General features: G+C 72.8%; 16 protein-coding genes. 8 read left to right on the plus strand and 8 right to left on the minus strand.

The window, feature by feature from the left end; genetic code table 11:
* Positions 1 to 318, minus strand: a 318-nt coding sequence (locus tag AMK16_RS30835) for a homocysteine S-methyltransferase family protein (protein ID WP_143196917.1), incomplete at its 3' end; no start/stop codon positions are given.
* A 250-nt stretch (positions 319 to 568) separates the two neighbouring features.
* Here AMK16_RS30835 and AMK16_RS30840 point away from each other — a divergent pair.
* The 5 genes from AMK16_RS30840 (at position 569) to AMK16_RS30860 (ending at position 6,822) form a co-directional block, all read left to right on the plus strand.
* The gene (locus tag AMK16_RS30840; RefSeq protein WP_073920628.1) at positions 569 to 1,336 is read left to right on the plus strand and encodes an IclR family transcriptional regulator; all 768 of its coding nucleotides are present in this window, start codon (positions 569 to 571) and stop codon (positions 1,334 to 1,336) included.
* Between the two features lie 325 nt (positions 1,337 to 1,661).
* Positions 1,662 to 2,444: an MIP/aquaporin family protein gene (locus tag AMK16_RS30845; RefSeq protein ID WP_073920629.1), complete on the plus strand. Its 783-nt coding sequence runs from the start codon at positions 1,662 to 1,664 to the stop codon at positions 2,442 to 2,444.
* Positions 2,445 to 2,521: 77 nt separating this feature from the next.
* Positions 2,522 to 4,048 carry a glycerol kinase GlpK gene (gene glpK, locus AMK16_RS30850; RefSeq protein WP_073920630.1) on the plus strand — a complete coding sequence of 509 codons (1,527 nt, stop codon included), beginning with the start codon at positions 2,522 to 2,524 and terminating at the stop codon, positions 4,046 to 4,048.
* A 43-nt stretch (positions 4,049 to 4,091) separates the two neighbouring features.
* Positions 4,092 to 5,699: a glycerol-3-phosphate dehydrogenase/oxidase gene (locus AMK16_RS30855; RefSeq protein WP_073920631.1), complete on the plus strand. Its 1,608-nt coding sequence runs from the start codon at positions 4,092 to 4,094 to the stop codon at positions 5,697 to 5,699.
* A 127-nt stretch (positions 5,700 to 5,826) separates the two neighbouring features.
* A complete protein-coding gene (locus AMK16_RS30860) occupies positions 5,827 to 6,822 on the plus strand; it encodes a PAC2 family protein (protein ID WP_073920632.1) in 996 nt (331 codons plus the stop codon).
* A 108-nt stretch (positions 6,823 to 6,930) separates the two neighbouring features.
* Here AMK16_RS30860 and mshC read toward each other — a convergent pair whose 3' ends face one another.
* The 4 genes from mshC to AMK16_RS30880 all read right to left on the minus strand — a co-directional run bounded on the left by mshC (position 6,931) and on the right by AMK16_RS30880 (position 10,466).
* Positions 6,931 to 8,160: a cysteine--1-D-myo-inosityl 2-amino-2-deoxy-alpha-D-glucopyranoside ligase gene (mshC, locus tag AMK16_RS30865; protein ID WP_073920633.1), complete on the minus strand. Its 1,230-nt coding sequence runs from the start codon at positions 8,158 to 8,160 to the stop codon at positions 6,931 to 6,933.
* Positions 8,161 to 8,270: 110 nt separating this feature from the next.
* Positions 8,271 to 9,113 carry an SCO1664 family protein gene (locus AMK16_RS30870; protein WP_073920634.1) on the minus strand — a complete coding sequence of 281 codons (843 nt, stop codon included), beginning with the start codon at positions 9,111 to 9,113 and terminating at the stop codon, positions 8,271 to 8,273.
* Complete coding sequence (locus AMK16_RS30875; protein ID WP_073920635.1) at positions 9,077 to 9,667, minus strand: DUF3090 domain-containing protein; 591 nt, start codon at positions 9,665 to 9,667, stop codon at positions 9,077 to 9,079. Before AMK16_RS30875 ends, AMK16_RS30870 begins: the two co-directional genes overlap by 37 nt.
* Before the next feature lie 94 nt (positions 9,668 to 9,761).
* A complete protein-coding gene (locus AMK16_RS30880) occupies positions 9,762 to 10,466 on the minus strand; it encodes a histidine phosphatase family protein (RefSeq protein WP_073920636.1) in 705 nt (234 codons plus the stop codon).
* Between the two features lie 101 nt (positions 10,467 to 10,567).
* Between AMK16_RS30880 and AMK16_RS30885 the strand changes: the two genes are divergently transcribed.
* Positions 10,568 to 11,533 carry a magnesium and cobalt transport protein CorA gene (locus tag AMK16_RS30885; protein WP_079191851.1) on the plus strand — a complete coding sequence of 322 codons (966 nt, stop codon included), beginning with the start codon at positions 10,568 to 10,570 and terminating at the stop codon, positions 11,531 to 11,533.
* 63 nt (positions 11,534 to 11,596) lie between these two features.
* Here AMK16_RS30885 and AMK16_RS30890 read toward each other — a convergent pair whose 3' ends face one another.
* Both AMK16_RS30890 and AMK16_RS30895 read right to left on the minus strand, forming a co-directional pair.
* On the minus strand, positions 11,597 to 12,385 hold the full coding sequence (locus tag AMK16_RS30890) for a hypothetical protein (RefSeq protein WP_073920638.1): 789 nt from the start codon (positions 12,383 to 12,385) through the stop codon (positions 11,597 to 11,599).
* Between the two features lie 234 nt (positions 12,386 to 12,619).
* Complete coding sequence (locus AMK16_RS30895) at positions 12,620 to 13,669, minus strand: LLM class F420-dependent oxidoreductase (protein ID WP_073920639.1); 1,050 nt, start codon at positions 13,667 to 13,669, stop codon at positions 12,620 to 12,622.
* A gap of 100 nt (positions 13,670 to 13,769) precedes the next feature.
* Between AMK16_RS30895 and AMK16_RS30900 the strand changes: the two genes are divergently transcribed.
* Together AMK16_RS30900 and AMK16_RS30905 are read left to right on the plus strand one after the other, a co-directional pair.
* A complete protein-coding gene (locus AMK16_RS30900; RefSeq protein ID WP_073920640.1) occupies positions 13,770 to 14,753 on the plus strand; it encodes an aldo/keto reductase in 984 nt (327 codons plus the stop codon).
* An 83-nt stretch (positions 14,754 to 14,836) separates the two neighbouring features.
* A complete protein-coding gene (locus tag AMK16_RS30905) occupies positions 14,837 to 17,116 on the plus strand; it encodes an ATP-binding domain-containing protein (RefSeq protein WP_443333627.1) in 2,280 nt (759 codons plus the stop codon).
* A 68-nt stretch (positions 17,117 to 17,184) separates the two neighbouring features.
* On the opposite strand, the gene AMK16_RS30910 is transcribed toward AMK16_RS30905, so the two are convergent.
* Positions 17,185 to 17,853, minus strand: coding sequence for a hypothetical protein (locus AMK16_RS30910; RefSeq protein ID WP_073920641.1), 669 nt, complete (start codon positions 17,851 to 17,853; stop codon positions 17,185 to 17,187).
* Positions 17,854 to 17,863: the final 10 nt, after the last annotated feature.

Here is a 17,863-nt window from a genome sequence, read left to right on the forward strand (position 1 = left end):
CTCGGACAGCTCGAAGTTGCGGCCCGCGATGTCGTACTCCGCCAGCGCCGCGAAATTCGCACCGAACGTGTTCGTCTCCACACAGTCCACACCCACGGAGAAGTACGCCTCGTGGACCGACCGCACGATGTCCGGACGCGTCACGTTCAGGACCTCGTTGCACCCCTCCAGCTGCTGGAAATCCTCCATCGAAGGATCCTGCGCCTGGAGCATCGTCCCCATCGCCCCGTCAGCGACCACCACCCGCGTCGCGAGCGCCTCCCTCAGGGCATCGGCCCGGGTCTGGGTGTCAGCGGGCAGGTTCGGCAGCGAGGCCATGTTTGTGCTCCCTGGGATGCGACGGCTGTCGGCTTTGCACCCCCTCTGTGTCAGGGTGCACGCGGCCAGGGTAACCGCGCGGAAGCCGCCCCGGTGGGGCTGTCCCACGTGGCGGACTGCATTCTGTGCCCGGGGTTCCGGGGGGCCCGGGCACCTCCGCGCCGCTCCCGGGAGTGCCCGACCATGCACAAGGTCGACATCGACCGATAGTGTTCAGCATTGTCGAACTACGTCAGCAGGAGGCTGCGCGATGGCACGGAACATCCAGTCGCTCGAACGAGCCGCTGCGATGCTGCGGCTCCTGGCCGGTGGGGAACGCCGCCTGGGGCTCTCGGACGTGGCCTCTTCCCTGGGCCTGGCCAAGGGTACGGCGCACGGGATCCTGCGCACCCTGCAGGCCGAGGGCTTCGTGGAGCAGGACCCGGCCTCCGGCCGCTACCAGCTGGGCGCGGAGCTGCTGCGCCTGGGCAACAGCTACCTCGACGTGCACGAGCTGCGGGCCCGGGCGCTGGTCTGGACGGACGATCTGGCGCGGGCGAGCGGCGAGAGCGTGTACGTGGGGGTGCTGCACAAGAGCGGGGTGCTGATCATGCACCACGTGTTCCGCCCCGACGACAGCCGCCAAGTGCTGGAGGTGGGGGCCATGCAGCCGCTGCACTCCACGGCCCTGGGCAAGGTGCTGTCGGCCTACGACCCGGTCGCGCACACCCAGGCGGTGGAGGTCGAGCGCGAGTCGTTCACGCCCCGCACGGTCGTGGACGCGGCGGGCTTCGAGGAGGTCCTGGCCCTGACCCGGGCGCGCGGCTGGGCCGCCGACGTCGAGGAGACCTGGGAGGGCGTCGCCTCGGTGGCCGCGCCCATCCACGACCGGCGCAGGATGCCCGTCGGCGCGGTCGCCGTCCTCGGGGCCGTGGAACGGGTGTGCGGGGAGGGCGGCGAGCCCCTGGCGAGCCTGGTGGCCTCCGTACGGGACTGCGCAAGGTCGGTTTCACGCGATCTCGGGGCAGGCCGGTTCTGAGCTTGACCTGAGCCATGTGATCCATCCAGGAGGCACTTCGCGTGCCACTTGGATGGATTTTGGCGTTTTACGACCACTCATTGGCTTGATGTGGCCGATCGCACGGGGCGGTAACGATCCGGTTCTTTGACCTGGCCCACCCTTGACGCGTTATTCATCCAGGCGGAAAACTGCCGTTCATCGGTCGGCATTGTCGAACACCTACCGGCAATACGCGTTAGGGTGTGACGAGGCCAAGGACCGGTGCAGCACTCACCGAGTGCGTGGACCACCGGAGGGACCCGGTGTTCCGCCCACCCCTGGACGTAAGACAAAGGAGTCGCGGGTGTCCAGCTCCGACATCTTCATCGGCGAGACCATCGGTACCGCCCTGCTCACACTGCTCGGTGGCGGCGTCTGCGCCGCCGTCACGCTCAAGAGCTCCAAGGCCCGCAACGCGGGCTGGCTCGCGATCACCTTCGGCTGGGGTTTCGCCGTACTGATCGCCGCTTACGTCTCCGCGCCGCTCTCCGGCGCGCACCTCAACCCCGCGGTCACCGTCGGCCTCGCCGTCAAGACCGGCGAGTGGGGCGACGTGCCCGTGTACTTCGCGGGCCAGCTCCTCGGCGCCATGCTGGGCGCGGTCCTGATGTGGGCCACGTACTACGGACAGTTCCGCGTGCACCTGGCCGACCCGGAGCACATCCGCGACGCCAAGCTCGGTCCCGAGGACCCGCACCCGCACGACACGGCCGGCCCGGTGCTCGGGATCTTCTCGACCGGCCCCGAGATCCGTAATGTCGTGCAGAACCTCGCGACCGAGATCATCGGCACCGCCGTCCTGGTCCTGGCCATCCTGACCCAGGGCCTCCAGGACGACGGCAAGGGGCTCGGTGTCATAGGCGTCCTGATCACCTCGTTCGTCGTCGTCGGCATCGGCCTCTCGCTGGGCGGTCCGACCGGTTACGCCATCAACCCGGTGCGCGACCTCGGTCCGCGCATCGTGCACGCCCTGCTCCCGCTGCCCCACAAGGGCGGCTCGGACTGGGGGTACTCCTGGATACCGGTCGTCGGCCCGCTCGTCGGTGCCGTCGCGGCCGGTGGTCTGTACAACATCGCGTTCGCCTGATCAGCATCGGCACGATCGCAAGATCAGCCCCGCCATCCTGATTCCGCCTACCCCGAGACCTGCCAGGAGCAGCCACCATGACCAGCAGCACCGGCCCCTTCATCGCCGCCATCGACCAGGGCACCACCTCCTCCCGCTGCATCGTCTTCGACCGTGACGGCCGCATCGTCGCCGTCGACCAGAAGGAGCACGAGCAGATCTTCCCGAAGCCGGGCTGGGTGGAGCACGACGCCACCGAGATCTGGACGAACGTCCAGGAGGTCGTCGCCGGGGCCATCGCCAAGGCGGAGATCACTGCCGCCGACGTCAAGGCCGTCGGCATCACCAACCAGCGCGAGACCACCCTCCTGTGGGACCGTCACACCGGCGAGCCGGTGCACAACGCGCTGGTCTGGCAGGACACCCGCACCGACTCCCTGTGCCGGGAGCTCGGCCGCAACGTCGGCCAGGACCGCTTCCGCCGTGAGACCGGCCTGCCGCTGGCGAGCTACTTCGCCGGCCCCAAGGTCCGCTGGCTGCTCGACAACGTCGAGGGCCTGCGCGAGCGCGCCGAGGCCGGAGACATCCTCTTCGGCACGATGGACTCGTGGGTCATCTGGAACCTCACGGGCGGCGCCCAGGGCGGCGTGCACGTCACCGACGTCACCAACGCCTCGCGCACCATGCTGATGAACCTGCACAGCCTCACGTGGGACGAGCGCATCGCGGAGTCCATGGGCGTCCCGATGAAGGTCCTCCCCGAGATCCGCTCCTCCGCCGAGGTCTACGGCCACGTCAAGGACGGCGTCCTCGCCGGTGTCCCGGTCGCCTCGGCGCTCGGCGACCAGCAGGCCGCGCTGTTCGGCCAGACCTGCTTCTCCGAGGGCGAGGCGAAGTCCACGTACGGCACCGGCACGTTCATGCTGATGAACACCGGCGACAAGATCATCAACTCCTACAGCGGCCTGCTGACCACCGTCGGCTACCAGATCGGCGACGAGAAGCCGGTCTACGCGCTGGAGGGCTCCATCGCCGTCACCGGCTCGCTCGTCCAGTGGATGCGCGACCAGATGGGGCTGATCAAGTCCGCGGCCGAGATCGAGACCCTGGCCTCCTCGGTGGAGGACAACGGCGGCGCCTACTTCGTGCCGGCCTTCTCCGGCCTCTTCGCCCCGTACTGGCGCTCCGACGCCCGCGGTGTGATCGCCGGCCTCACCCGGTACGTCACCAAGGCGCACATCGCCCGTGCCGTCCTGGAGGCCACCGCCTGGCAGACCCGTGAGATCACCGACGCCATGACCAAGGACTCGGGCGTCGAGCTCGCCGCCCTCAAGGTCGACGGCGGCATGACCTCCAACAACCTGCTGATGCAGACGCTCTCGGACTTCCTGGACGCCCCCGTGGTGCGCCCGATGGTCGCCGAGACCACCTGTCTCGGCGCCGCCTACGCCGCCGGCCTGGCCGTCGGCTTCTGGCCCGACACCGACGCCCTGCGCGCCAACTGGCGCCGCGCGGCGGAGTGGACCCCGCGGATGCCTGCCGAGCAGCGCGACCGCGAGTACAAGAGCTGGCTCAAGGCCGTCGAGCGGTCGATGGGCTGGGTCGACGACGAAGACGCCAGCTGACCGCACGGCCGGCGCAATCGACGAGTAAGTAGGAGCAAGGGATATGAGCAGCCTGCAGAGCGTTCCCGCACTGGGCACGCACCCGACCGCCGGCTCGAACGCGAGCCGTGCCGAGACCCGTGAGCAGCTGGCGAAGGCCACGTACGACCTGCTGGTCATCGGCGGTGGAATCCTGGGCACCTCGGTGGCCTGGCACGCCGCGCAGTCGGGGCTGCGGGTCGCCATGGTGGACGCCGGCGACTTCGCCGGCGCCACCTCCTCCGCCTCCTCCAAGCTGGTCCACGGCGGATTGCGCTACCTGCAGACCGGCGCGGTCAAGCTGGTGGCCGAGAACCACCACGAGCGCCGGGTGCTGGCCAAGGACGTGGCCCCGCACCTGGTCAACCCGCTCACCTTCTACCTGCCCGTGTACAAGGGCGGCCCGGTCGGTGCGGCGAAGCTGGGCGCGGGCGTGTTCGCGTACTCGGCGCTCTCGGCCTTCGGCGACGGCATGGGCAAGGTCATATCGCCCGCCCGCGCCGCCGCCGACAACCCGGGCCTGAAGACGGACAACCTCAAGGCCGTCGCGGTCTACTACGACCACCAGATGAACGACTCCCGCGTCGCCGTGATGACCGTGCGCGCGGCCGTCGAGTCGGGCGCGGTCGTCCTCAACCACGCCGAGGTCACCGGGCTGCGCATGACGCGCGGCCGGGTCTGCGGCGCCGAGCTCAAGGACCGCCTCGACGGCAGCGAGTTCGGGATCGACGCGCGGGTCGTGCTCAATGCCACCGGCCCGTGGGTGGACCACCTGCGGCGCATGGAAGACAAGCACTCCATGCCGTCGATCCGCCTCTCCAAGGGCGCGCACATCGTCATGAAGCGCAAGTCGCCGTGGAAGGCCGCGATGGCCACCCCGATCGACAAGTACCGCATCACCTTCGCCCTGCCGTGGGAGGACCAGCTGCTGCTGGGCACCACCGACGAGGTGTACGAGGGCGACCCGGCGGACGTGCGGGCCACCGAGGCCGACATCCAGCAGATCCTGGACGAGGCTGCCTTCTCGGTGAAGGACGCGGACCTGGACCGTTCGCTGATGACGTACGCCTTCGCGGGCCTGCGGGTGCTGCCCGGCGGCCCCGGCGGCGTGGAGAAGGCCAAGCGCGAGACGGTCGTCTCCGAGGGCGCCGGCGGCATGCTGTCGGTCGCGGGCGGCAAGTGGACGACATACCGCCACATCGGCCGTGTGGTCATGGACAAGCTGGCGAAGCTCCCGGGCAGCCCGCTGACCGAGGACATGGAGCCGGTGAAGTCCCTCGTGCGCCGCATCGCCCTGCCCGGCGTCGCCAACCCGAACGCGGTGGCGCACCGGCTGCTGGTGGACCGCGAGCCCGGCAGCCGGATGGACCCGCTGACCGCGCGTCACCTGGCCTCGCACTACGGCTCGCTGGCCTTCGACATCGCGCGGATCGCCAACGAGGACCCGGCGCTGGCCGAGCGCATCCACCCGGACGGCCCGGAGATCTGGGCGCAGGTCGCCTACGCCCGCGACAACGAGTGGGCCGAGACGGTCGACGACGTGCTGCGCCGCCGTACGACGGTGACGGTCCGAGGTCTGGACGACGACGCCGTGCGCGCACGGGTCGAGGAGATGCTGGCCCACAAGGCATAGCGTTCACGCAGGTGGGGAAGAGGGGCGGTTCCGGGGGGAACCGCCCCTCCGTCGTGGGCTGTGGCCGATGTCCTCCCAAGGCTTAGGCTGACCCACGTACGCAAGGGAACTTCGGAAGGAGACCTGGGTGATCGAGCTTGAGGGCGTGCCCGAGCTGATCGACCCGGTCATGGTGGCCGCGTTCGAGGGCTGGAACGACGCGGGTGACGCGGCCTCCGGCGCGGTCGCACACCTGGACCGGGAGTGGAAGGGCGAGGTGTTCGCGGCGCTGGACGCCGAGGACTACTACGACTTCCAGGTCAACCGGCCGACGGTGTGGCTGGACAACGGGGTACGGAAGATCACCTGGCCGACGACGCGGCTGTCCGTGGTCCGGATCGGCGGCGCCAAGCCCCGGGACCTGGTGCTGGTGCGCGGCATCGAACCGTCGATGCGGTGGCGGTCGTTCTGCAACGAGATCCTCGGCTTCGCGCACGAACTGGGCGTGGAGATGGTGGTGATCCTGGGGGCGCTGCTCGGGGACACGCCGCACACGCGGCCGGTACCGGTGAGCGGGGTCACCTCGGACGCGGACCTGGCGCGGACGATGGACCTGGAGGAGACGAAGTACGAGGGCCCGACGGGCATCGTGGGGATCCTGCAGGAGGCGTGTACGCACGCGGGCGTCCCGGCGGTGTCGCTGTGGGCGGCGGTGCCGCACTACGTGTCGCAGCCCCCGAACCCGAAGGCGACGCTGGCGCTGCTGAACCGGCTGGAGGACCTGATCGACCTCCGGATCCCGCTGGGCGAACTGCCGGAGGACGCCCGGGCGTGGCAGCTGGGAGTGGACCAACTGGCCGCCGAGGACAGCGAGGTGGCGGAGTACGTCCAGACGCTGGAGGAGGCGCGGGACACGGCCGACCTGCCGGAGGCGTCGGGGGACGCGATCGCCCGGGAGTTCGAGCGGTACCTGCGGCGCCGTGACCCCTCGGCGGCGGCGGATCCGGGTGACGGCTCGTACCTGCGGGATCCGTCCAGCGGTCTGCCGCGCGGGCCGAAGCGCAAGCCGGAAGCCTCCGGCGAGGAACCGCAGCCCCCGGCCGCGGCTCCGCCGGAGGAGGGCGACACCCCGCCGGAGGTTTAGCCGCCCGGGCCGCGCCGGACGTGCCCCGCCCGGGCCGCGCCGGATGTGCGGGGCCCTGCCATGCGGTCGGGGCCCCGGGGGCTGCCCCCGGGGCCCGGACCGCGGCGGTTACAGGGCCACGCCCAGGAGGGCGTCCACCGTGCGGGAGACCAGGCCCGGAGCCGATGCGTCGTCGCCGCCCGCGGCGAGCTGGCGCTGGGCCCAGCGGTCCACCGCCGCCAGCGCGGCGGGGGCGTCCAGGTCGTTCGACAGGGCCTCGCGGACCTCCTCGACCAGGGCGTCGGCCGGCGCGCCGTCCGGCCGGGACACGGCCGCGCGCCACCGCTCCAGGCGGGTCACCGCCTCGGCCAGCACCGCGTCCGTCCACTCCCAGTCGGCCCGGTAGTGGTGCGACAGGAGCGCCAGGCGGATCGCCGCCGGGTCGACTCCGGCCCGCCGCAGCGCCGAGACGAAGACCAGGTTGCCCTTGGACTTCGACATCTTCTCGCCGTCGAGGGCCACCATGCCCGCGTGTACGTACGCCTTGGCCATCGGGAACTCGCCCGTCAGCGCCTGCGCGTGGGAGGCGCCCATTTCGTGGTGGGGGAAGGCCAGGTCGGAGCCGCCGCCCTGGATGTCGAAGCCCATCCCCAGGTGGTCCAGGGCGATCGCCACGCACTCGATGTGCCAGCCCGGCCGGCCGCGGCCCAGCGAGCCGCCGTCCCAGCTCGGCTCGCCCGGACGTGCGGCCATCCACAGCATCGGGTCCAGCGGGTTCTTCTTGCCCGGGCGGTCCGGGTCGCCGCCGCGCTCGGCCGACAGCAGCCGCATCGCCTCGGCGTCGAGGTTCGAGACGCCGCCGAAGTGCGGGTCGCACTCCACCGAGAAGTAGACGTCGCCCTCCAGCTCGTAGGCCGCGCCCGCGTCCCGCAGCCGCTCGACCAGCGGCACGATGCCGGGTATGGCCTCGACGGCTCCGATGTAGTGCTGCGGGGGCAGCATGCGCAGGGCGGTCATGTCCTCGCGGAAGAGGGCCGTCTCGCGTTCGGCGAGCTCGGTCCAGTCGTGGCCGTCGCGCCGGGCCCGCTCCAGGAGCGGGTCGTCCACGTCCGTGACGTTCTGGACGTAGTGGACCTGCCGCTTGGTGTCGAGCCACACGCGCTGCACGAGGTCGAACGCGTTGTAGGTCGCCGCGTGACCGATGTGGGTCGCGTCGTACGGGGTGATTCCACAGACGTAGATACGGGCGACGGGACCGGGGGCGAGGGTGATCGTCCCCTGGGTCGCGGTGTCGTGGATCTGGAGGTCGCGGCCCTTGCCAGGAAGGGCGGGGACCTCAGAAGCGGGCCAGGCATGCATGTGTCGAGCCTAACCGGACGTGTGTTCCGGAAACGAACCGGACCTGCACTGTTGTCCTGATCGGCACTCTTGCGCTCTGGCCGGTTCTGTGCCTGCCGCCACTGGCCGGATCACACCGGCGGCCACGGGATGGCGGGCCACTGCCCGGACGGCTTCGGATGGGTCCCGGTGCGCAGCAGCTGGGCCACCCGGTCACGTACGGCGGCCAGCTCGGCCGGGGTGAGCAGTTCGGCCAGCCGGGTGGCGAGCGGCGCTCCGGCGGCCAGCGAGCCGGCCAGCGAGGCCAGTACCGTCCGGGCCTCCTCGGTCAGGGGCTCTCCGGCCCACCCCCACAGGAGGGTGCGCAGTTTGTCCTCGGCGTGGAAGGTCACCCCGTGGTCGATCCCGTAGAGGCGCCCGCGGGGGCCGGGCAGCAGGTGGCCGCCCTTGCGGTCGCCGTTGTTGATCACCGCGTCGAGGACGGCGAGGCGCCGCAGCCGGGGGTCGTCGGCGTGGACGAGCAGGGCGGTGCGGCCTTCGCCGACCTCGGCGAAGGCGACGGGCTTCCAGCCCTCCCCCGCCTCCTCGCCCTCGACGAGGGCGAGGAGCTCCTCCCCGGACCCCTCGCCCTCGGGGGTCTCGATCCACTGCTGGACCATGCCCTCGCCGTAGGGGCCGTCGCGCAGCACGGTCGTGGGCACCAGGCCCCAGCCGGTGGCCTCGGAGACCAGGTAGGAAGCGACCTCGCGGCGGGCGAGGTTCCCGTCGGGGAAGTCCCACAGCGGGCGCTCGCCCTTCACCGGCTTGTACACGCAGTCGGCGCTCTCGCCCTCGTGCGTGACGGTGCACAGCAGGACGGCGTTGGACGCCTCGCGGATCCGGCCGACGACGGTCAGCTCGCCCAGGGTGAGCAGTTCCTCGTGTTCCCCCTCGGTGCTCACGCCTGGCGCCGGTAGCCGTTCTGGCGCGGGCACACGTGTCCCTCCGGGTCCAGCGGCAGACTGCACAGGGGGCACGGCGGGCGGCCCGCGTTGACCACGTCGAGGGCGCGTTTGGCGAAGGCCCGGGCCTGGGCGCCGCTGAGGCGGACCCGCAGCATGGGGGGGCCGTTCTCCTCGTCCTGGAGCAGCCGCTCCTCCGCCTCGGCGAGGTCCTCGTCCGAGTCGGCCTCGACCTCGACCAGGGCCTGCGCCTCGACGATCATGCGCTGCTCCTCGCCGTCCCAGGCCAGGGCCATGGTCCCGACGCGGAACTCCTCCTCGACGGGAACGTCCAGGGGGGCGGTGTCGGCGGCCTCGGCGGGGGCGACGGCCGGGACCGGGGCGTTGCCCCCGGTGCGCCGTACGACCTCGTCCAGCAGCTCGTCCATCCGCTCGGCGAGCGCGGCGACCTGGGTCTTCTCAAGGGAGACGCTGGTGACGCGCGGGCCGGAGGATGCCTGCAGGAAGAACGTACGGCGTCCCGGAAGGCCGACCGTGCCGGCCACGAAGCGGTCCGGCGGGTCGTAGAGGAACACCTGACGGGGCACGTCCAGTCTCCAAGTCTCGGCGGCGGGGCAGATCCGCGCGCGCGTGTTTGCCGCGCTCGTGCACAGGGCCAGTCCACCCTACTGCGCCGTTCGATCACGCCGCGCCCGCACCGCCTCCCACGACGGCGTTCCCTCCGTCTTCCACGGCTTTGTCCGGTGCGGCCGGTCGCGGCACGAGCGAGCCGAAGTCCCCGGTGTCGCCGAGCCGGAACACGAACGGCCTGGTCGGGGTGTAGCGGACGGCGGTCACCGAGCAGGGGTCGACGTGGATGCGCTGGAAGAGGTCCAGGTGCATGCCGAGGGCGTCCGCGACGAGGGACTTGATGATGTCCCCGTGGGAGCACATCAGGAAGACGGCGTCGCTTCCGTGCTCCTCCTCGATCCGCGCGTTCCACTCCCGTACGGCCTCCACGGCCCGCGCCTGCATGGCACGCAGGGACTCGCCACCGGGGAAGGCGGCCGCTGACGGGTGCTGCTGGACGATCTTCATCAGGGGTTCTTCGGACAGTTCGGAGAGTTTGCGGCCGGACCAGTCGCCGTAGTGGCACTCGCCGATCCGCTCGTCGGTGTGCAGTGGCAGGTGCGGCCGGGCGGCCAGCAGCGGGGCGAGGGTCTCCCGGCAGCGTTGCAGCGGGCTGGTGACGGCGGCGGCCAGCGGTACGCCCGCGAGCCGCCCGGGCAGCGCGGCGGCCTGCTCCGTGCCGCGCTCGTCGAGGGCGACTCCCGGGGTCCATCCGGCGAGCAGCCCAGCGGTGTTGGCGGTGGACCGCCCGTGTCGTACGAGGATCAGCGTGGCCATGGCGCCAGCCTAGGCGGTGCCGTAGGGGGCCGGGGCCGGGGCGTCCGGGTGCGGGCGGCCGGCGTACGGGGGACAATGCGCCCGTGATTGTGGATTGCGCGATGTATCGGGACGGGCGCCGCACCGAGGGGCCCGCGGACTTCTCGCAGGCCCTCGCCGCGGCGCGCGCGACCGGGGACTCCTTCGTCTGGATCGGCATGCACGAGCCGTCGGAGGAGGAGTTCGAACACGTCCGCACCGACTTCGGCCTGCACGCGCTGGCCGTGGAGGACGCCCTGACCGCGCACCAGCGCCCGAAGCTGGAGGTGTACGACGATTCGCTGTTCGTCGTGCTCAAGCCGGTCCTCTACGACGACGACACGGACACGGTGACGGCCGGAGAGCTGATGCTGTTCATCGGCGACTCCTTCGTCGTCACCGTCCGGCACGGCGAGGGGGCGCCGCTGACGGCCGTGCGCCGGCGGCTGGAGCAGGACCCGGAGGTGCTGCGGCACGGGCCGACGGCGGTGCTGTACGCGGTGTCCGACGAGGTGGTGGACCACTACATCGTGGTGGCCGCCGATCTCCAGGTGGACCTGGAGGAGCTGGAAGCCGAGGTCTTCTCCCCGAACGTCGCGGAGACGAAGAGGACGGCGGGGCGGATCTACGCCTTCAAGCGGCAGGTGCTGGAGTTCCGCCGGGCGACGAACCCCCTGGTCCAGCCGATGGACCGGCTCGCCTTCGGCAGCGTGCCGTTCGTGCACGAGCACGCCAAACCGTTCTTCCGTGACGTGGCCGACCACCTGACGCGGGCCAACGAGTACATCGACGGGCTGGACCGGCTGCTGTCGGACGCGCTGTCGGCGCACCTGGCGCAGATGGGGGTGCGGCAGAACGACGACATGCGCAAGATCTCGGCCTGGGCGGCGATGGCCGCCGTCCCCACCATGGTGGCCGGGATCTACGGGATGAACTTCGAGCACATGCCGGAGCTGGGGTGGACGTGGGGCTACCCGGTGGTGGCGGCTCTGATGGCGGCCGTGTGCCTGGGACTGCACCGGATGTTCAAGCGCCGCGGCTGGCTGTAGACGGGGCCTTGCGGGGACGATCCGCGGCGCCCGGCCGGTGGCGCCCCGCAGGCCGGGCCGGCTTCACGCGAACTCGGGCGCGGCCACCGGCGCGCCGTCCAGGGCTCCCCGGCGCTCGGGCGGGCTCAGGCGCACCATCCGGTGCCAGCCGCTGAACCGCTCGTAGCCGTACGCCCCGCGGATGCCGGCGGCGAGCGCGGCCGCCTTCGGCGCGGGCCAGCGCAGCAGCCGCCCCATGTGCTCCATGACGGCGAGGCTCACGTCCCGGTAGACGGCGATCTCGGCGAGGGCGCTCTCCCGCAGCACCCGGTGGATGGTGCGGCCGTGCCCCTGCCGGGCCAGGCGCAGCAGCTCCTCGTGGCAGTAGGCGAGGTGGTTGTCCTCGTCGTGGCTGATCATCCGGACGGCCCTGCCGAGCTCGGGATGGCTGCCGAAATGCCCGGCCAGTACGCCCATCTGGTCTGCGGCCCGCTGCTCGGTGACCCGGCTGTGCGAGAGGTAGACCACGATGTCCCGCTCGCTCAGCGGGTCCTGCCGGCGCAGCCTGTCGTGCGCCAGGCCGATGCCGCGGCGCTCCAGCAGCATCGTGTAGTCGGTCTCCGGGGGCACCGGCACGGGTTCCAGGCCGCGCTTGCGGAGCAGGGCGTTGAAGATCCGGCCGTGCTTGTCCTCGTCGGCGCCGTGCCGGGCGATCTTGGGGGCGAGGTCCCGCATCCCCTCCGGGACCAGGGCGGCGATGCGGGCGTTCTCCCAGCCGCCCTGGGACTCCCCGCCGGCGGCGATGGAGCAGAACAGCTGGAAGGTGTCGTCGTGGTCGACGATCTCCTGGAACAGGCTGCGGGCAGAGAGCATGTTCCGAGTCAAACGCCGCTCGCCGGGGCGGGCAACCGAGGGGTCGCCCCGCTCGTCCGAATGAACGAATCCGCAGAGGGGCCGCGGCGCGTAACCCGGCGGACGCCGGGCGCGTTGTTGGCGGTGTCGGCCGTGGCGGGGAAGACCCCCCGAGCCCCCACCACGGCCGCAGACCTCTCCTCCCCACCGTCGCACCCGCCACCCGGCGCGGCGGGCGGCCGGTGCGTGCCGGGATCAGGCCAGACCCGCGAGTTCCAGGGCCTCGGTGCCGGCGCGCAGTGCGGCGAGCCGCTCCTGACGCGTGAAGCCGGCCGGGGCCAGCGTCAGCGTGGTGACGCCCGCCTCCGCGTAGGCCCTCATGCCGTCCGCGATGCGCTCGACCGGGCCGAGCAGCGTGGTCGAGTCGATCAGCGAGTGCGGGACGGCCGCGGCCGCGCCGGTCTTGTCGCCCGCCAGGTACTTGTCCTGGATCTCGGCCGCTTCCTTCTCGTACCCCATGCGCTGTGCCAGCTGGTTGTAGAAGTTCTGCTTGCGGCTGCCCATGCCGCCCACGTACAGCGCGGTGTAGGGGCGGAACATGTCGGCGAGGGCGTTCACGTCCTCGCCGAGGGCCAGCGGCACGGTCGGGCAGACGTCGAAGCCGTCCATGGTGAGCCCCGCCTTCTCGCGGCCCGCCCGGATGTGGGTGAGCGCGGTGGCCTCCAGGTGCTCGGCGGCCGGGAAGATCAGCAGCGCGCCGTCGGCGATCTCGCCGGTCTGCTCCAGGTTCTTGGGCCCGATGGCGGCGATGTACAGGGGGATGTGCTCGCGCTCGGGGTGGACCGTGAGCTTGAGCGGCTTGCCCGGGCCGCCCGGCAGCGGCAGGGTCCAGTGCTCGCCCTCGTAGGAGAGGCGCTCGCGGGTCATCGCCTTGCGGACGATCTCCACGTACTCCCGGGTCCGCGCGAGCGGCTTGTCGAACTTGACGCCGTACCAGCCCTCGGAGACCTGCGGGCCGGAGACGCCGAGACCGAGCCGGAAACGGCCCTTGGTGAGGGAGTCGAGGGTCGCGGCGGTCATGGCCGTCATGGCGGGCTGGCGGGCCGGGATCTGGAGGATCGCGGAGCCCACGTCGATGCGCTCGGTCTGGGCCGCGACCCAGGCGAGCACGGTCGGGGCGTCGGAGCCGTAGGCCTCGGCGGCCCAGCAGACGTCGTAGCCGAGGCGGTCGGCCTCCTGGGCGACGGCGAGGTTGTCGGCGTCCATGCCCGCACCCCAGTAGCCGAGATTGATGCCGAGCCGCATGTGTCGTCCCCTTACCGGTGTACCGATCAGTAACGTTGGTCTGCGGGGACTGTAGCGCGCCCGGGTCCCCCGCGTCAGTGCCCCAGTAGTCTCAGCGCCCATGGAGCAGAGGCATCTCGGCCGCACCGGACTGCGCGTGTCCCGGATCGGGCTCGGCACCCTGACCTGGGGGCGCGACACCGGCGAGGAGGCGGCCGCCGGGCAGGTGAAGGCGTTCTGGGAGGCGGGCGGCACGCTCGTCGACACGGCCGACGTGTACGGCGGCGGGGAATCGGAGTACCTCCTCGGACGGCTGCTGGCCGGGCTCGTCCCGCGCCGGGACCTCGTGATCGCGACCAAGGCGGGCAGCGTGCCGGATCCGGACCGACGGTTCGACGGATCGCGCGGGCACCTGCTGGCGGCCCTGGACGCCTCGCTGGAGCGGCTGGGCACCGACCACGTCGATCTCTGGCAGGTGCACGCCTTCGATCCGCGGACCCCGCTGGAGGAGACCCTGCAGGCGCTGGACCTCGCCGTGAGCAGCGGGCGCGCCCGGTACGCGGGGGTGTCCAACTTCTGCGGCTGGCAGCTGGCGAAGGCGGCCACCTGGCAGCTGGCGGCCCCCGGGGTGCGCACCAGGCTGGCCTCCACGCAGATGGAGTACTCCCTGCTCCAGCGAGGTGTGGAGCGGGAGGTGCTGCCGGCCGCGCTGGACCTCGGTATCGGTCTGCTGCCCTCCTCCCCGCTGGGCCGCGGAGTCCTGACGGGCAAGTACCGGGACGGCACCCCGGCGGACTCCCGCGGCGCCTCTGCGACCCTGGCCGCCCTGGTGGACCCGTATCTGGACGAGGCCGCGGGCCGCATCGTCGACGCGGTGGTGACGGCGGCCCACGGGCTCGGGGTGACCCCGCTCCAGGTGGCCCTGGCGTGGATCCGGGACCGGCCGGGGGTGGTCGCGCCGGTCGTCGGCGCGCGGACGTCGGCGCAGCTCGCGGCGGCTCTGTCGGTGGAGAGCCTTAGTCTTCCCGAGGAGATCCGCCGGGCGCTGGACGATGTTTCGGCTCCCGTGCACCGCTATCCCGATCAGGACTGGAGCACGCTGTGAGTACGGACCGCCGAGCCGAGCCGCCCGCCGCCGCGGAGGAAGAGCAGGCCCCGGCCGTCGACGCCGCGGCCGATGCCGACGCCCTGCCGGACCGCCCCGGCACCCCGGGCACGCCCGGAACCCCGGGACCGGACCCCCGGACCGCCTCCGCCGAGGAGGACCTGCCGCCCGCCGGGGACCCGGATCCGGGATCCGGCGAGGAGCCCGGTGGGGAAGCCGGCGGGGAAGCCGGTGGGGGTCTCGGGGAGGAGGCCGCCGAGGAGGCCGGGACGGAGCCCGCCGAGGGCGGGGAGGGCGGCGGGCCCGGGGAGGGCGGCGACGCCCCCGGGCCCGACGGGACCACCGGGACCACCGGGACCGACGAGCCCGAGGGGACCGCCGAGCCCGCCGCGGGCGCGGGACTCAGCGAGGCGCAGGCCGAACTGGCCGCGCAGAAGGTCGAGCGGGAGCGCATCGCCCGGCGCAAGGCCGAGCGGGAGGCGCCCGTGGAGGCCGGGGCGAAGCTCAGCGGGAAGGCCGCCGACCTGCTGGCGGCCGTACGGGCAGTGGAGGGTGGCGCGAAGCCGCCCGCCGTCTTCTTCGACGAGGGGCCGGCGGCTCCGCGCAAGGCGGCCCCAGCCGCCCCGGCGCCGCGCCCGGCCGCCCCGGCTCCGGCCCCTGCTGCGGCCGCCGTCCCCCCGGCGGACACCGTCGAGGCCCTACGGACCGTGCTGGCCCGCGGCGGAGCCCCCGAAACCCTCGCGTCCCCGGCCGCCGCGGCGCTCGGCGAGGACGCGGCCGAGCAGCTCGCCGAGGACCCGTGGCGGCTGCTGTCGGTGGCCGCCGTCCGCCCGGCCCAGGCGGACGGCTTCGCCCGGGCCCTGCTCGGCTCCGACGCCGGTCCCGGGGACGAGCGCCGCACCGCCGCCCTGGTGGGCTGGCTGCTGGTCCAGGCCGGCCTCAAGGGGCACACCGCCCTGGAGGTTTCCGTCCTGCGGTCGGCGCTGGCCCAGTACGGCGTGCCGGATCCCGCCGCAGCGCTGGAGCAGGCCATCGGGGAGGGTGCGGTGCTGGTCTTCCAGGAGCCGCTCGGACCGCCCGTCGAGGCTCCGGAGGACGGCACGCAGGGCGAGGAGGGGGGCGCGGAGCAGCCCGTGCTCGTCCTCGTGGGGCTGGAGGGGCCGGCGATGGCCGAGGAGAGCCTGGCCGACGGCCTGGCCCGGATCGCCAACACCTTCGACACCCCGGCGGACTGGGAGGAGGCCGCCCGGGGCACCGGCGCCGAACTGATCCGCGCGGTCGCGGGCCACGGCCTGGTCACCCACACCGGCGGCGAGGCCGCCCGCGCCGAACCGCTGGCCCTGCTGGCGGCCGCCCGGAAGCTGGGGCTGCGCGCCTGCCTGGCCACCCACGCCCCGTCCGCGCAGGGCGTCACCGTGGCGGACCTGCTGTCCGGTGCCGGGGGGCCGGGGCGGGACGCGGACGGGCGGTTCGCGCTGGACCTGCTGGTGGTCCTGGACGCGCCGCAGCTGGACGTGGAGGCCGCGGCCGCGCTGGTGGAGTCCGCCCCGGACGGGTCCCGCCTGGTGCTCTCCGGGGATCCCGCGGTGCTCGGTTCCGCCGGGGCCGGGCGGGTCTTCGCCGATCTGCTGGCGGCCCGTATCTGCCCGCAGGTGGTCTCCCGCGTACCGGACCCGGGCCCCCTCGGGGAGTTGGTGTCGGGGGTCGGCATCGGCGAGCTGGGCCAGGTCGACGCCCCCGGCAGGGAAGTCGTGATCGTCCCGGTGCGCGACGCCGGCGAGGCGGTGCACCGCGCCGTGCAGCTGGTGGCCGAGTCGGTGCCGCGGGCCTTCGGGATCCCGGCGGACAGCGTGCAGGTGATCACCCCGGGCCACGGCGGCTCGGCGGGCACCCGGGCGCTGAACGCGGCCCTCAAGGAGCGGCTGAACCCGGGCCCGGGCCGCTTCGGCGGCTTCGACCCCGGTGACCGCGTGGTCCACGTGCCCTCTCCCGGGCGGGCCCTGCCGGCCCGGGTGGTGTCGGCCGACGCCCAGGGGCTGCACCTGGACGTCGGCGGCGAGCGGGTCGTCGTGGCGAAGGAGCTGGTGGAGTCCGGGGTGAGGCACGGCTGGGCGGTCACCGCGCACCAGGCGGCGGGCGCGCGCTGGCCGGCCGTGGTCGTCGTGCTGCCTGGCGACGCGGCGCAGGCCCTTTCGCGGGACTGGGTGTACACGGCGTTCGGCCGGGCGGAGCGGCACCTGTCCGTGGTGCACGGGGTGGACCAGGCGCTGCCGCGCGCGGTGGCGCAGGTGCTGCCGAAGCCGCGTACGACCCGGCTGACGGCCCTCCTGACGGCGCTGGCGGAGACCGCGCAGCAGCAGTAGGGCGGCGGAGACGGCGCGGCGGACCCCTGCCCTTGCCGGGCAGGGGGCCGCGGCCGGATCGGGCAGGATCAGGCCGGGGTCAATCCCGGCGTCACGGATTCACCCTCGTCTTCGTCCTCGTCCTCGTCGAACCCGTCGGCCTCCTCGTCGAAGACGGAGCTGACGTCGAAGCGGTGCAGGACGTGCTCGGGATCGGTGTGCCCGAAGGGCGAGCCCAGCCACTCCCCCGGTTCCGCCATCTCCTCGGAGGCCGCGATCCACAGCGTGGAATCGCCCTCCTCCAGCCCGAACTCCTTGTAGCGGGAGGCGATCTCGTCGGGCTCGTACTCCCCGAAGAGCACGCCCAGCGCGCCGGCGGTGCCGCCGTCGTGGTCGAGCTCGGCGTCCCGGTCGTGCGCGGCGACGCGCTCGGCCTGGGCGATCAGCCTCGGCGGCTCCACCACGGCGTAGTCGCGGCGGATGAGCACGCTGAAGGCGGCGGGCTCGGCGGGGCCGGTGTACGGGGCCCCGTCCTCGGGCGCGGGGATCTCGAAGGGGGTGACCTCGTCGTAGCGGTCGTAGAGGAGTTCGTCGTACTCCTCGGCCGCGGCGGCGAGTTCGTTGAACGCGGCGTAGACGTCCGGGTCCTCGTCCCCGGTCCTGCGCTCGACCGCGGCGAGGTGGCGGTCGAGCGCGGCCTTGACCGCCTCGGCGGCGGCGCGTACCTCGGCAACAGTGGGCAGAGCGGCATCAGACATAGAGGAGACG

It is taken from the genome of Streptomyces sp. CB00455, from assembly GCF_001905445.1.
Lineage (GTDB): Bacteria > Actinomycetota > Actinomycetes > Streptomycetales > Streptomycetaceae > Streptomyces.

What these genes read in the sequence shown, in the direction of transcription:
- AMK16_RS30840 (WP_073920628.1), top strand. Translation starts at nt 569, where the DNA reads ATGGCACGGAACATCCAGTCGCTCGAACGAGCCGCTGCGATGCTGCGG.
- glpK (WP_073920630.1), top strand. Translation starts at nt 2,522, where the DNA reads ATGACCAGCAGCACCGGCCCCTTCATCGCCGCCATCGACCAGGGCACC.
- AMK16_RS30855 (WP_073920631.1), top strand. Translation starts at nt 4,092, where the DNA reads ATGAGCAGCCTGCAGAGCGTTCCCGCACTGGGCACGCACCCGACCGCC.
- mshC (WP_073920633.1), bottom strand. Translation starts at nt 8,160, where the DNA reads ATGCATGCCTGGCCCGCTTCTGAGGTCCCCGCCCTTCCTGGCAAGGGC.
- AMK16_RS30880 (WP_073920636.1), bottom strand. Translation starts at nt 10,466, where the DNA reads ATGGCCACGCTGATCCTCGTACGACACGGGCGGTCCACCGCCAACACC.
- AMK16_RS30885 (WP_079191851.1), top strand. Translation starts at nt 10,568, where the DNA reads ATGTATCGGGACGGGCGCCGCACCGAGGGGCCCGCGGACTTCTCGCAG.
- AMK16_RS30890 (WP_073920638.1), bottom strand. Translation starts at nt 12,385, where the DNA reads ATGCTCTCTGCCCGCAGCCTGTTCCAGGAGATCGTCGACCACGACGAC.
- AMK16_RS30895 (WP_073920639.1), bottom strand. Translation starts at nt 13,669, where the DNA reads ATGCGGCTCGGCATCAATCTCGGCTACTGGGGTGCGGGCATGGACGCC.
- AMK16_RS30900 (WP_073920640.1), top strand. Translation starts at nt 13,770, where the DNA reads ATGGAGCAGAGGCATCTCGGCCGCACCGGACTGCGCGTGTCCCGGATC.
- AMK16_RS30910 (WP_073920641.1), bottom strand. Translation starts at nt 17,853, where the DNA reads ATGTCTGATGCCGCTCTGCCCACTGTTGCCGAGGTACGCGCCGCCGCC.